Raw genomic sequence first — 13,403 nt, 5'->3', positions numbered from 1 at the left:
AGGCTGCCGCGCGACAGCCGCAGGTTCTTCGTCCGGACGGACGAGGCCGACCGCACCGGCTCGTCGGGGGTGACGAGCCGACCGGGCGGTGTCATCCGGCGACCCGCGGGACGGCGCGGCCGATGTGCATGAACCGGGCGTGACCTGCGCCGTCGTCACCGAGGAAGGCGAACGGCACGTGCAGGCCGGACTGCGCCTGCACCGGGATGAGCGTGTCCGGGGCGAAGGAGACCAGCTCGCTGCGCTCGGGCTGCTCGCCCAGCTCCAGGGCCTCGTCCTTGGGCAGCATCTCCAGCCAGACCCGGCCGCCGTCGTCCTGGCTGACGACCAGGTCGGCGACCCGGCTGCTGTAGGTGCCGACGTAGCGGGTCGCGTCGACCCGGGGCGGGTCGGCCGGCGGCACCGGCAGGTCCCGCAGCTGCACGTCGGCGAGCTCGCGCAGCACGTGCCCGACGACGTCGCGGTACAGCCCGTAGGGGTCCCCGCCGTTGGTGAGCAGGACGACGGCGATGCCCCGCTCGGGCAGCACCCGGAGGAACGAGGCCTGGCCGATGGTGTTGCCGTCGTGGCCGATCACCGGGGTGCCGTGGCCGTCGAACAGCTCCCAGCCCAGCCCCCAGGCGTCACCCATCACCCGGATGTCGGGCAGCTGCACCCGGGGCTCCTGCATCGTCGCGACCGTGCCGGCGTCCAGCACCGTCGACCCGTCAGGCGCCTTGCCGGCCTCCAGGTGCATCCGGGCGAAGGCGAGCAGGTCCCGCGGTCGCATCGCCAGCGTGGAGCCGGCCGGGGCGTTGGACCGGGCGAGTGCCCACATCGGTGCCGGCACCTCCGGGGCGTCCGGCTCCGGGCGCACGTGGCCGACCGCCACCCGGTGCACGATCGCCTCGTACGGGCTGGCCGCGGCGTGGGTGAGGCCCAGCGGGGTGAACAGGCGCTCGGCCAGGCACTCGTCGTAGGGCTTGCCGCGCAGCACCTCGACCAGCCGGCCGAGGACGCAGTAGCCGGCGTTGTTGTAGGAGAACTGCTCACCGGGCGGGAAGAGCTGCGCCAGGTCGTCGAGGCCGGCGACGTAGCGCTCCAGGGCGTCGTCGCCGCGGCCGGTGTCGGTGAAGACGTCGCCCTCGAACCCGGCGGTGTGGCTGAGCAGCTGCTCGACGGTGAGGGTGCGGGCAGCGTCCTCGTCGGCCAGCGCGAAGCCGGGCAGGTGGACGCTGACCGGGTCGGTCAGCGAGACCAGGCCCTCGTCGACCAGCTGCATGACCAGGGTCGCCGTCCAGACCTTGGTGATCGAGCCGATCTGGAACAGCGCGTCCGGGGTCGCCGTCACCCCGGTCGCGGTGCTGAGCAGCCCGGCGGCGGCGTCGACCACCTCGCCGTCGGCGAGCACCGCCACCCCGGCTGCCGGCACCTCGTGCGCGGCCAGCAGGGCCGGCAGGTGCTCGTGGATCCAGGCCCCGACCTCGTCCAGCTTCGTCATGCCGGAACGGTAGGAGCGCGCCGCGGCCGGTGGTTGGTGGCCGCGACCAGGCCTGGACCAGCGCGTTCGTGCGGCCGCACGAAGAGACCCCGGTGGCCGGGGCGGGAGGCTGCGCCCATGGGCCGGACGTGACGGCCCGGGGCCCGACCGGACGGAGCAGCACGTGACGACGACGACCGCACGACCCGAGATCGACCAGGAGCACTGGCAGCAGCGGCTCGAGGAACTGGCCGCCAAGCACCAGGTGCCCGGCGCCAGCCTCGCCGTCCTGCGGCTGGGGACCGACGGAGACGAGCTCGTGGAGGCCGCCACCGGCGTGCTGAACAGGTCGACCGGCGTCGAGGTCACCACCGACTCGGTCTTCCAGATCGGCTCGATCACCAAGGTGTGGACCGTCACCCTGGTCATGCAGCTGGTCGACGAGGGGAAGCTGGACCTGGACGCCCCGCTGGTGGAGGTGCTGCCCGACCTGCAGCTGGGCGACCCCGAGGTGACCCGCCAGGTCACCATGCGGCACCTGCTCAACCACACCAGCGGCATCGACGGCGACGTCTTCACCGACACCGGCCGCGGCGACGACGTGCTGGAGCGCTACGTCGCCGCGCTGGCCGACGTGGCGCAGAACCACCCGCTGGGCGCCACCTTCTCCTACTGCAACTCTGGGTTCACGCTGGCCGGCCGGGTGGTCGAGGTGCTCACCGGCCAGACCTGGGACGCCGCCCTGCGGGAGCGGGTGATCGAGCCCCTCGGCCTGACCCACACCTCCACGCTGCCGGAGGAGGCGATCCGGCACCGCGTCGCGGTCGGGCACATCACCCCCGACCCGGAGCAGGAGCCGCAGGTGGCGCCGGTCTGGATGCTGCCCCGTTCCCTCGGCCCCGCCGGCCTCGTCAACGCCACCGCCCGCGACGTCACCGCCTTCGCCCGGATGCACCTGTCGGAGGGCCGGGCGACCGACGGCACCGCCGTCCTGTCGCCGGAGTCGACCGCCGCCATGCAGGCGCACTCCACCGACCTGCCCGACCGGTGGTCCCTCGGTGACTCCTGGGGCCTGGGCTGGATCCGGTTCGACTGGCAGGGCCAGCGGCTGTACGGCCACGACGGGACGACGTTCGGCCAGAACGCGTTCCTGCGGGTGCTGCCGGGCGCGGGGCTGGCGGTGGCCCTGCTCACCAACGGCGGCCAGCCCCGCGACCTGTTCCAGGACCTGTACAGCGAGGTCTTCGACGAGTTGGCCGGCGTGCGGGTCGCCGAGCAGCTGGAGCCACCGGCCGAGGCACCCGAGGTGGAGCTGACCCGCTACGTGGGCACCTACGAGCGCAGCTCGATCACCACGGAGGTGTTCGAGCGGGACGGCGGTCTGGTCATGCGGGTGATCCCCACCGGCCGCATCGCCGAGGAGTCGGGGGCGACCGTGGAGGAGATGGAGCTGCACCCGGTGGAGCAGGGGGTGTTCGCCACCCGCGCGCCGGAGTCCGAGACGTGGATGGCGGTCGTGTTCTACGCCCTGCCGAACGGCGCCGAGTACCTGCACTACGGGGTGCGGGCGAACCCGCGGAAGGCCTGATGCCGACACCGGTGGCCGACCTGGTGCTGACCGGGGCCCGGGTCATCGACCCGGAGACCGGCCTGGACGCGGTGCGGGCGGTGGGGGTCACCGGGGGCACGATCACGCACGTCGCCGAGGTCGCGCCGCCGGCCCGGCAGGTCTGGGACGTGACCGGGACGGTGCTGGCACCGGGCTTCGTCGACCTGCACAGTCACGCGCAGAGCATCACCGGGCTGCGGCTGCAGGCGCTGGACGGCGTGACCACCGCGCTGGAGCTGGAGGCCGGGGTGCTCCCGGTCGCCGGCGCGTACGACCGGGCGGAGGCCGAGGGCCGGCCGGTCAACTTCGGGTTCTCCGCCTCCTGGACCGACGCCCGGATGCACGTGCTCGACGGCGTGCCGCTGGACGCCGACGGCTCGCTGGACCTCTTCGCCACCCACCAGTCGCTGCCGAACTGGCGCGGGCCGGCGAGCGACCGGGACGTCGGCCGCATCCTGGAGCTGCTGGCCGACGGCGTCGCCGCCGGCGGGCTGGGCATCGGGGTGCTGGTCGGCTACGCCCCGGACAGCGGCCGGGCCGAGTACTTCCGGCTGGCCGGCCTCGCCGCCCGGCTGGGCGTGCCGACCTTCACCCACACCCGGTTCATCTCCACCGCCGAGCCCGGCACCTCGCTGGAGGGCGCCCTGGAGGTGATCGGCGCCGCGGCCGGCACCGGCGCGCACATGCACATGTGCCACGTGAACAGCACCTCGACCCGGATGATCGACGAGGTCGCCGGCGCGATCGACACCGCCCGCGGCCGCGGGGTCCGGGTCAGCACCGAGGCCTACCCCTACGGCGCCGGCGCCACGGTCATCGGCGCCGCGTTCCTCGCCCCGGAGCTGCTGCACCGGATGGGGATCGGCCCCCGGCAGCTGACCTACCTGCCCACCGGGGAGCGGGTGGCCGACGACCACCGGCTGGCCGAGCTGCGGGCGACCGACCCGGGCGGTGGCGTGGTGGTGCACTTCCTCGACGAGGACGACCCGGCCGACCTCGCCGTCCTCGAGCGGTCGTTCACCCTCGCCGACACCGCGATCGCCACCGACGCGATGCCGCTGGTCGGGCCGCGGGGCGCCCCGGCCCCGGACGCCTGGCCGCCCCGGTCGGACCTCGTCACCCACCCCCGCTCGGCCGGGTCCTACGCACGCACGCTGCGCTGGCTGGTGCGGGAACGGGGCCTGCTCACCCTGACCGAGGCGCTGCGCCGCTCGTCGCTGCTGCCGGCGCAGATCCTGGAGGGCGCCGTCCCCGCGATGCGGCGCAAGGGCCGGGTGCAGGTCGGCGCCGACGCCGACCTGGTGGTGTTCGACCCCGACACGGTCACCGACCACGCGACGTACACCCGGGTCGCGCCGTCCAGCGGCTTCCGGCACGTGCTGGTCGGCGGGACGCCGGTGGTCCGCGACCGGGAGCTGCGCACCGACGTGCTGCCCGGCCGCGCGGTGCGCTCGGGCGCGGCCTGAGCGGTCAGGCCCCGAACGCGGTCTGCGCCGCCTCCGCCGACAGCAGCGTGAACCGCCAGGACGGCGGCGGACGCCGACCGTGCAGCACGACCCGGCAGGGGCCCAGGTCGGCCACCCCGGCGAACCCCTCCGGGCGCCGGTGCAGCCAGAGCACGAAGGGATGTCCGTCGACGTCCAGCGCCGTCCTGGGCCAGGTCCGGACGTCGTCCAGCCGGGCGGCGACCGCGCGACCGGTGGCCCCGGCCTCCTCGGTGGAGCGCAGCGTCTCCGCGGCGGAGGCGCCGTACGGGACCAGCTTCAGCAGCATGCTGGTGACCGCCGTCTCGGCGATGCTGCGCAGCCCGCCGTCGGTGGTCCAGCCGCCGTCCCCGCCCGGGCGGCAGCCGCGCCGGGCGATGGTCCGCAGCGACCACGCCGGCGATGCGTCGGCCGGCGCCTCCGGCTCCGGGCGCGGGCCGATGCTGACGTCCTCCCAGTAGGAGGGGGAGCTGCCCACCCGGCCGTGGCCGGTGGCGAGCACGCACAGGGCGTGCGCCGGCACCCCGGCCGGCACGAGCACCGGCATGTCCAGACCGGTCAGCGGGATCGTCATCGGCAGTGGTGTACACCCCCGCAGGGGGCGGCGTCGAGGGGGTGGCGTCGAGGTGCAGCGGCGAGGCGCCGGGTCCAGGCGCGGGTGTCCCGTGCACCGGTGACGGCCCGGCCGCCGGTCACAGAAGGGCCGCAGCCCGCGCGGGCGGCGGCTGGCCGGGCCCGGGCCGGGTAGTGCCCGACGGTGACCCGCATCCGCGCCGCCCTCGTCGCCGTCCTGGTGCCACTGCTCACCGCCACCGGCTGCGTCGTCGCCTCCTCCTCCGGGTCCGACCCCCTCGTCGCCTCCGCCCCGGCACCGCAGTCGGCGCCGGCCGGGGGCGCGGAGGCGCCGGCCGAGGAGCAGATCGCCCGGGCGGTGTTCGACCGGGTGAACGCCGAGCGGGAGGCCCGCGGGCTGGAACCGGTGGCCTGGAACGACGCGCTGGCCACGGTCGCCCGCCACTGGAGCACGGAGATGGCCGACACCGGCCAGTTCCAGCACCAGGACATCCGGGCGCTGTTGCAGGGCGACGAGCTCTCCGGGTTCCGCGCGGTCGGCGAGAACATCTTCACCGCCACCGGGCCGGTGCCGGCCGGGACGATCCACTCCGGCTGGATGCGGTCGGACGGGCACCGGGCCAACGTCCTCAACCCCGGCTGGGACCGGCTCGGAGTGGGCGTCTTCTGCGCCCCCGACGGCTCGGTGTGGGCGACCCAGGAGTTCGGCCGGACGGCGGGTTCCGAGCGGCCGGCGGTCGCCTCCACGACCCCGCCGGCCGAGCCGATCACCCGCCCGGACGACGACGGCCCGACCTGCTGACGCCGCCGCTGCCCGGGCCGGGATTGACGAGGCTCCCGGCTCGGGTACGTCACCCCCGATGACCCAGCCCACCCTCCGCCGCCTGCCCAGGGCAGGCCGATCGACGTCCGAGTCCGGCAACGGTGGGCCGGTCACCTGCCCGGTGCCGGGCGCGGCCGGACACCGGGCAGGCTGGACCTGCGTCGCTGCTGGGATCGTGTCCCCTGCCGGGTCCCGCCGTGCTGCCGGTCGGGTACCGGGCGGCGCCGCGCCGGGCACCGCACCGGCCGCGAACGGAAGGGACGTGATCGTGCTGAGCACGGGACGCAGGAGCGCACGATGAGCCGCCGGACCAGGACCGTCGTCGGTCGGACCCCGCCGCCGGCTGCCGGCCGAGAGGGCGGCGCCTCAGCGGTCGCCGGTGCGACCGACACCCGGCCGGTCCCCGAACCGCCGCCCACCGCCGCTGCGGACCCCGCCCCTCGTCCCGATGCACCGGTCGCGCCCGCTGTGGTCGCCGCGCCTGTCCCCGCACCCGGCCCGACGTGGGGGGACGCCGTGCCGGGCTGGGCGTTGCGGGTGATGGCCGTGAGCGGGGCCACGCTGGCGGGGGCGGCCGTCGTCTGGCTGGGCTTCTGGCTGCTCTTCCGGCTGCCGATGCTCACCTTCGCCGTGGCCGTCGCGGTGCTGCTGACCGCGCTGAGCGCGCCGGTCGCCGGACGACTGCGCCGGGCCGGCGCCCCGGCTGCGCTGTCGGCGCTGGCCGCCGTGCTGCTGCTGCTCGGTGTCCTGGCCGGCATCGGCTTCCTGATCGGCTTCCGGGCCGTCGCCACGCTGCAGGACCTGACCCGTCCGCTCGCCGCCGGCATCGACCGGATCCGGGTCTGGTTGATCGAAGGGCCCCTCCAGCTGGACGCACAGCAGGTCGCCGAGGTCCGCAACGACATCGTCACCCGGCTCTACGAGGCCACGCCCAGCCCCGGCGCCGGCGCACAGCTCGGCCTGGTCGCGCTGGGTGGTGTGGTCCTGATCGTCTTCCTGGTGTTCTTCCTGCTCAAGGACGGCCCCCGGATGTGGGCCTGGGCGCTGGACCGGGTGCCCGACCGCATGCGGGCCCGGGTCGACGGCGCCGGGCTCGCGGCCTGGGACACGCTGGCCGGCTACGTCCACGGGGTGATCATCGTGGCGCTGATCGACGCCGTCGGCATCGGACTGGCCCTGCTCGTGCTCGGTGTGCCGTTGTGGCTGTCGCTGACGTTGCTGACCTTCATCGGCGCGTTCGTCCCGATCGTGGGCGCGACCGTCAGCGGTGCGGTGGCCGTGCTGGTCACCCTCGTGACCAACGGCGTGACCGACGCGGTGATCGTGCTGGTGGTCGTGCTGGTGGTCCAGCAGGTCGAGGGGAACGTGCTGCAACCGCTGATCATGGGCCGGGCGGTCCGGCTGCACCCGATCGTCATCCTGCTGGGGGTCACCGCCGGCGGCCTGATCGCCGGCATCCCCGGCGCCCTGCTGGCGGTCCCGATGCTGGCGGTGACCTACCGCGTGGTGGAGCACCTGCGGACCCATCCGGCGCCCGCCTCGGACCTCGAGGGGGCCGCCCACCCGCTGCCGGTCAGCACTCCCCCGGGCTGACCCCGCCGCAGGGCCAGGTTCAGTCGACGGTCGCCCCGTCGAGCGGCTCGACCTGGTCGGCGGCGATGGCGATCTGCCCGGTCTCCCCGGCGAAGAAGGCCTCCGGGTCGTCGAAGATGACCGTCGGGGCGATCCCGAACTCGCGCTCGAAGGTCTCGCGGTCCACCGCCGTCGCCGTCCCGGAGACCCGGACGACGTCCTGGACCTCCAACGGTTGCACCGGGGTCGCCGACACGACCGCGAGGGCCCGCCCGGAGCCCGTCGAGACGCGGAACGCGGTTCCGATGTCGGTGGTGGCGATCAGGCCGACGACCTCGGCCCGGACGGACACGTCCTCGCCCTCGGTGAACTGCGGAGTCGCCTCCGCGGGCGGTGAGGTCTCCGGGGCCGGAGCCCCCGGATCGGCCGTCGGTTCGGTCGCGCCATCGGCCTCCAGCGCCTCGACCCGCCGCTCGAGTGCGCCGATCTCGTCCCGCACGTCCTCGAGCTCCTCGGCTGTGACCTCCGGCTGCAGTGGGTCGGGGTCCTGCCCGCAGCCGACGAGTGCTGCCGAGGCGAGGAGCACCACGCCGAGTGGGAGGGCGCGACGCCGCCAGCCGGGAGCGGGCTCGCTCGGCAGGCGACGGGGATCTCTGGTCATCTCACTCCTCTGCTCGCCGGTGGCCGCCCGGGCCCGGGGGGCTCCGGGCTGGTCGCCGTGGCCGGGCCCTACCCGGTCAGGGCAGCGTGTAGGCCGCCGGACGGATCTCCAGCCTGCCGTCCGTGGGGTCCGCGGAGAACAGCAGGGCCCCCGACTGCCGGCTGCCCGGCGCGAGGTAGGAGAACGTCGCGGTCGCCTGCTGGAGCTCACTGCCGTCGCGGGAGAGCACCCCGGTCACCTCGACCTGCTGGGCGGTCTGGCCGCCCTCGTTGACCACCTCGACGGGCACCGCCCAGCCGCCCTGGACCTGCTGCGCCTCCGTGACCGTGACCGACAGCTGGGGACCCCCGTCGCGCACGACGACGGCCTGGTGGACGAGGAAGCCGAGCACCAGGAGGACCACCACGGCCCCGAGGGCGCCGAGCAGGTACTCGCCGCGGCTGGTGTCGCCGTCGGGGGTGCCGGTCTCGTCGCGGTCCTCGGCGTCGCTCACGTCGTCCTCACAGGATCAGCCGGGCGGCCGCCGCACCCAGGCTCGCCGGCAGCGCGAGGACGACGGCCTCGGTGACGGCCATGGCCGCACCCACCCCGTCGAACCGGCCGAAGGTCCACAGCAGGTAGGCCGACACGACCAGCGCGATGACGTAGCCGACGACGGTCAGGGTCAGGAACGAGCGCAGCACCCCGCCGACGGCCGGCTCCTGTCCCCGGAACCCCACCGAGTACACGAAGCCGTGCATCAGGACCAGGCACAGGACGACGAGGGCCACCGGGTGCCAGGCGCCCATCTTCGCCGCCAGCAACACGACCTCCTCCGTGGGCGCGATGTTGGCCGCGAAGACGACCGCACCCGCCGCCATCAGCAGCAGCTCGCCGCCGTAGGTGGTGGTCGGGACCCGCCGGCCGCCGACGCCCAGCTGGCTGCGCGCGAACGACGCCCCCACGGCGGCCGGGAGCATCTCCAAGCTGATGATCGACAAGGAGTCCTGCCAGCCCTGTACGGGCCTGATCACCGCGAGCACCCCGAGGACCAGCGCCGTCGCCACCGCGGCCATCACGAAGGCCACGCCCGCGTCGGCCAGGTAGCCGGGCCAGCCGACGCCGGGCATCCCGGCACCGAAGTGCTGGGAGAGGAAGACGACGAGCAGCACGGTCGCCGCCAGGAGCAGGCCGAGGCGGTACCTCGGGATGGACAGGCCGAGTTCCCAGATCTCCATGGTCATCAGCAGCGGCAGCGCGAACAGCAGGGCACCACCGAACGCACGGCCGCTGCTCTTGGCCAGCAGGTGCCGATCCTCGGTCCGGGGTGGCGCCTGCTGGTCACCCCGATCCGCCACCCGGCCAACGTAGTCGGCTCCCCCGATGGCGGGGTTCGGGGGACGGCCCTCGGGCGCCGAGGGCACGCACGTCGCGCCGCGCGCTCGCCAGCGCGGCCTTCACGTCGATGCGGTGCTCTCCCGCCGCGACGACTACTCGTCCGGTTCCACCGTCGGGTCGACCGGAGCCACGGTGTCCTCGACCGGGGCGATGTCCTCGTTCTCGACCTCGTCGCCCGAGCAACCGGTGGCGCCCAGGGCGAACCCGCCCGCCATCAGGAGCGGGAAGAGCCGACGGCGGATGCCGCCGTGCGGGCCGGGACGGTGGGTGCGCATGGCTGCCTCCGAAGGACGACCGGTCACGGACCCTGCTGGCTCTACCCGTCCACCGATCACCCCATGCTCGCCGGGCACTTGCACCCCACCGGCAGTCCAGGCGGTCCCGGCGGCTGCCCGCGGTGCTGGCTCAGGTGCCGCGGGGTGCCAGCTCGTAGACCGGACCGAGTTCCGTCCGGCTCGGGTCGGGGGTCTCGTGCACCAGGCTGGGCTCGCTGTTCATCAGCCGGTGCAGGGCCGTACGGGTCTCCTCCACGTCGAGGCCGGCCCGGCCGGCGATGGCCTGGAGATGCGGTGCCGAGCTGGCGTCCTCCAACTCGGCCACCACCCGGTACACCGTGGCGTCGTTCCCGGACAGGTCTTCCACGCGCATGGCCGTTCTCCTAGAGGTCGTCGCCTGGGCGCGTCTTCAGTACCCGGTCGCTGCGCCGGGAACTCGTAGGTTGCGTGCGTCCCCGGCCGGGCTCGGGGACCGTGGCGACGGGGGTCGCCCTCCCCGTGACGGTCGGTGGGACGCCGAGAAGCGAGGCCCCTCGCGGGACCCGGCCTCTCGGTCATCTCACGTCAGCGCTGGTGCGGGCGGTCATCCGTTCGTGACTGCGTCGAGCGTCACTGCCGACGGCATCGCGCCGACCCCCAGAGCCGTGACCCGTTGCGACGACTGTCGCAGGTGTCGAGTCTCAGTCGACCGTCACTCGGGATCTCACCAGCCGACGGAGTCCTCAGAGGTTCAACCCGTGAGCCTGCGCGAGGGTGTTCGCAACGTCGGTCATGCCGATGCTCCGTAGGTGTGGGATGAGGGCTGTCATCGGGGGCTGATTACTGCGGTACGGGCTTTCGCAGGCCCCGACGTAGAGACCGCCACTGGAGCCCGGGTACAGCCCGCCGCCCGGCCCGGGGTAGAGCCCGGGTACAGCCCGCCGCCCGGTCCCGGGTAGAGCCCGGGTACAGCCCGCCGCCCGGTCCCGGGTAGAGCCCACCGCCAGGGCCGGGGTATAAGCCGCCGCCCGGACCGGGATACGCACCGCCTCCAGGCCCGACGTACAGGCCCCCACTTTGCCCAACGTAAAGGCCCCCGCCGCGACCGACGTACCTGTCGCGCGGCCAAGTGTTGCGCGTCATCTGTTGTTGCTCCCGGTGGTCAGGGCTCTGGTCTAGCCGACGGTATGGCTGGGGTCTGACAGAGCCGGTCGAACGATTTAAATCGGAGCTTCTAGCCCCAGCACTTTGGGCCCTGGATGTTCGGCCGAGCGCAGTTCCTCTTCTGACTCCTATGGGCTGTTCGTTTGGCCTGTGGAGGTGCCTGCCAGTCGCCGACGTGAATGATGGGCAGCACGGGTTCGCTCCGACCGGAAGGGAGAAGCCATGATCACCCGCGATGTCGCGCAGATGACGCGCTTGGACTTCTCCTTGTGGGAGCGGGCTGAACGCGGGGAGGACCTCGGCACCTTGGTCGAGGCCGTTGGTCGCGCCGCCGGAACGCCAACCGAGCCAGTCGCCGTGGAGACGGTGCTCCTTTCAGGCGACAACCCGCTCGTGCTGCTTCGCCCCCGGGGTGTACTCACCCTCGTCGCCGTCGGCCCGGTCTCGCTGCTGCATGTTGAGGACAGCCACGGCGACTTCGTTTTGGGCGCATGGCCGACCGCACATGAGGGCGTGTTCCACCTCGTCGGCAGCGTGCCGCCCACTGATCCGCGCTGGCAGCGGGTCGAGCGATGGGTCGTCAAGGCCGCCCCCGACGTCGTGCCGGTGTTCCTGAACCACGACGACTTCACCGACATCGGTACCGCCTTGTCGGAGTTCGGTGAGGTGGAGGTCAGTCGCCTGACCGCCCGCAGGCCCTCGGACTTCTCCTCGCTTACCCGGGGCTGGGCAGCCCGCGCATCTTCGCTGCGGCCTTCCCACCATGAGGCCATCCGGGAGACCGAGGCTGAGGGCGCATCGGTCCGGACACTTCGGCTGCACATCGCCGACGTGATCAGCCTGCACCTACGGCGACGGGCCGGAGCGACCTACTACAACGGCAATTTCGGCCTGTTCGAGCGGGAGGTCCTGGGCCGGTTGGCCACCGCCGCCGCGCGTCGCCGGGAACTGCTGTCCGGTCGGGAACGGCAGGTCGACGAGGAACCGCTGAACCCGATCACCATCCGACTCCCCCAGCCGACTCTGGTGGACGCTGAGGCGACCGGCGACGTGATCGCCGCTCTGGAGAGTCAGCGCGACCTGGCGGTCGCGGTGCTGCACCGCAACCCCTACCTGCACTTGGTGGTCAGCGACGCCTCTGACGGGTCCAACTTCGACGTGTTCGTCACCGAACCGGACGTCATCGAAGTTCATCCTGGTTTTCGGGCCAGCATGGGCGCGCTCTCCCGCCTCACCCAGAGCCTCGGTGACCAGTTCTCAGCCCTGGCGATCGATGAGGCAGCGTCGCCGCAGCCCGTGTCGCTGGATGACCTGGTTTCCCCTTTCTGACCGATGCCCGCCCCCGCGTCCGGCAGCGCAGCCGAAGAGAAGCACCTGCTTGAGGAGTTCACCACCTACGACCAGCACGTCGATGTGGTGTCCGCGCTGGAGTGGCTCTTCACCTGGGGCAAGGGCATCCAGGACACTGTCGTTCGTTTCGAGCGGTTTCCCCGAATCAAGGTCGAGGGCAAGACCTACACCCCGGACTTCACCGTCCTGTTCACCGACGGCACTGCCATCGTCGGCGAGATCGCCAAGATGGAGCTGCACGACAACAGCGTCGACAAGTTGTGCTCCCAGATCGGCCACTACGCCGATTTCGACCACGTCCCCGACGCCCGAGGACGGCTGGTCCCGGTCCAGCACGTGGACGTCGTGCTGCTGGTGGACATGGACATCGGTTTGGCAGCGGTCCGCCGCATCATCCGTGAGCGCTTCGCCAGCCTTGACCACCCGTACTCACCGGCGGAATCACCGTGCATCGTGCAGTTCGTCCGACGCGAGTCCCACTACTCGTTCCAACGGCTTCAAGGCCCTGACAACGGCGTCCTTCATGCTGGAGACCGCGTCCCGCACATCGGCGGATACCTCGATGAAGGGCTGAGCATCCGGGCGGCCCACTTCGTGGCGATCAAATCCCGGCGCGGGTTCATAAACGACCCAATCAAGCCCCTGTACCTGGCCACCCACCTGTGGACCCGGACGTGGCGCAACGCGTTCGGCGGCGGCAGCACCGACATCACCGTCGAGGAGCAGGCCACCGCCACCAGATTCCAGGGGGAGTACGGCATCGGCGGGGTGACCGTCGTCCGTGAAGCGCTGGCCTTGCTGGAGTGTGCCGGGCTGGCAGCCAGCCAGGGCGGCGGTACCTGGCTGGTGTCCCGGAAGTCCCTGGGGCGGACCGGGGACAACGAGTTGCCAAAACGATCGCCCGGCGTGCGACCGCGAAGCGCCCATCCTCTTTGGTTCAGCGGTCACCGCGTCGCCCGACGGTGGAGATGGACACCCTCTTCTAGCCCGTGCCGCCGACTTTGAGCCGAGCCGCAAGCACATCGTCTGGTCGGACGCGGCCATCGCCGCGAGGGCGTCCTCGGACCGGTGGCTAGT

General features: G+C 73.0%; 13 protein-coding genes. 6 read left to right on the top strand and 7 right to left on the bottom strand.

What is annotated here, in order from left to right; genetic code table 11:
• Positions 1 to 91 precede the first annotated feature (91 nt).
• Complete coding sequence (locus tag O2W18_RS21460; protein WP_269189450.1) at positions 92 to 1,480, bottom strand: serine hydrolase domain-containing protein; 1,389 nt, start codon at positions 1,478 to 1,480, stop codon at positions 92 to 94.
• A gap of 163 nt (positions 1,481 to 1,643) precedes the next feature.
• On the opposite strand from O2W18_RS21460, the gene O2W18_RS21455 reads away from it, so the two are divergent.
• Both O2W18_RS21455 and O2W18_RS21450 read left to right on the top strand, forming a co-directional pair.
• Positions 1,644 to 3,047, top strand: coding sequence for a serine hydrolase domain-containing protein (locus O2W18_RS21455; RefSeq protein WP_269189449.1), 1,404 nt, complete (start codon positions 1,644 to 1,646; stop codon positions 3,045 to 3,047).
• Positions 3,047 to 4,534 carry an amidohydrolase family protein gene (locus O2W18_RS21450; RefSeq protein WP_269189448.1) on the top strand — a complete coding sequence of 496 codons (1,488 nt, stop codon included), beginning with the start codon at positions 3,047 to 3,049 and terminating at the stop codon, positions 4,532 to 4,534. The genes O2W18_RS21455 and O2W18_RS21450 overlap by 1 nt, the downstream gene beginning before the upstream one ends.
• 4 nt (positions 4,535 to 4,538) lie before the next feature.
• Here the strand turns inward: O2W18_RS21450 and O2W18_RS21445 are convergent, their stop codons facing one another.
• Positions 4,539 to 5,126 carry a hypothetical protein gene (locus O2W18_RS21445; RefSeq protein WP_269189447.1) on the bottom strand — a complete coding sequence of 196 codons (588 nt, stop codon included), beginning with the start codon at positions 5,124 to 5,126 and terminating at the stop codon, positions 4,539 to 4,541.
• Positions 5,127 to 5,309: 183 nt separating this feature from the next.
• Between O2W18_RS21445 and O2W18_RS21440 the strand changes: the two genes are divergently transcribed.
• The gene (locus tag O2W18_RS21440; protein WP_269189446.1) at positions 5,310 to 5,927 is read left to right on the top strand and encodes a CAP domain-containing protein; all 618 of its coding nucleotides are present in this window, start codon (positions 5,310 to 5,312) and stop codon (positions 5,925 to 5,927) included.
• Positions 5,928 to 6,245: 318 nt separating this feature from the next.
• Complete coding sequence (locus O2W18_RS21435; RefSeq protein WP_269189445.1) at positions 6,246 to 7,541, top strand: AI-2E family transporter; 1,296 nt, start codon at positions 6,246 to 6,248, stop codon at positions 7,539 to 7,541.
• A gap of 19 nt (positions 7,542 to 7,560) precedes the next feature.
• Here the strand turns inward: O2W18_RS21435 and O2W18_RS21430 are convergent, their stop codons facing one another.
• The 5 genes from O2W18_RS21430 to O2W18_RS21410 form a co-directional block, all read right to left on the bottom strand.
• Positions 7,561 to 8,181, bottom strand: coding sequence for a hypothetical protein (locus O2W18_RS21430; protein ID WP_269189444.1), 621 nt, complete (start codon positions 8,179 to 8,181; stop codon positions 7,561 to 7,563).
• Between the two features lie 76 nt (positions 8,182 to 8,257).
• Positions 8,258 to 8,674, bottom strand: coding sequence for a hypothetical protein (locus O2W18_RS21425; RefSeq protein ID WP_269189443.1), 417 nt, complete (start codon positions 8,672 to 8,674; stop codon positions 8,258 to 8,260).
• A 7-nt stretch (positions 8,675 to 8,681) separates the two neighbouring features.
• Complete coding sequence (locus O2W18_RS21420) at positions 8,682 to 9,518, bottom strand: TIGR02587 family membrane protein (protein ID WP_269189442.1); 837 nt, start codon at positions 9,516 to 9,518, stop codon at positions 8,682 to 8,684.
• A gap of 132 nt (positions 9,519 to 9,650) precedes the next feature.
• Positions 9,651 to 9,833 (bottom strand): hypothetical protein, encoded by a 183-nt coding sequence (locus tag O2W18_RS21415; RefSeq protein ID WP_269189441.1) that lies wholly within the window; start codon positions 9,831 to 9,833, stop codon positions 9,651 to 9,653.
• Positions 9,834 to 9,963: 130 nt separating this feature from the next.
• Entirely contained in the window at positions 9,964 to 10,206 is a 243-nt protein-coding gene (locus O2W18_RS21410; protein ID WP_269189440.1) for a hypothetical protein, read from the bottom strand.
• 992 nt (positions 10,207 to 11,198) lie between these two features.
• On the opposite strand from O2W18_RS21410, the gene O2W18_RS21405 reads away from it, so the two are divergent.
• Together O2W18_RS21405 and O2W18_RS21400 are read left to right on the top strand one after the other, a co-directional pair.
• The gene (locus O2W18_RS21405) at positions 11,199 to 12,305 is read left to right on the top strand and encodes a hypothetical protein (protein ID WP_269189439.1); all 1,107 of its coding nucleotides are present in this window, start codon (positions 11,199 to 11,201) and stop codon (positions 12,303 to 12,305) included.
• Positions 12,306 to 12,308: 3 nt separating this feature from the next.
• Entirely contained in the window at positions 12,309 to 13,331 is a 1,023-nt protein-coding gene (locus tag O2W18_RS21400) for a hypothetical protein (RefSeq protein ID WP_269189438.1), read from the top strand.
• Positions 13,332 to 13,403: the final 72 nt, after the last annotated feature.

The sequence above is a fragment of the Modestobacter sp. VKM Ac-2983 genome, from assembly GCF_026967885.1.
Taxonomy (GTDB): domain Bacteria; phylum Actinomycetota; class Actinomycetes; order Mycobacteriales; family Geodermatophilaceae; genus Modestobacter.
The sequence above is the reverse complement of the archived record's forward strand: the minus strand, read 5'-3'. Positions and strand labels throughout refer to the sequence as shown.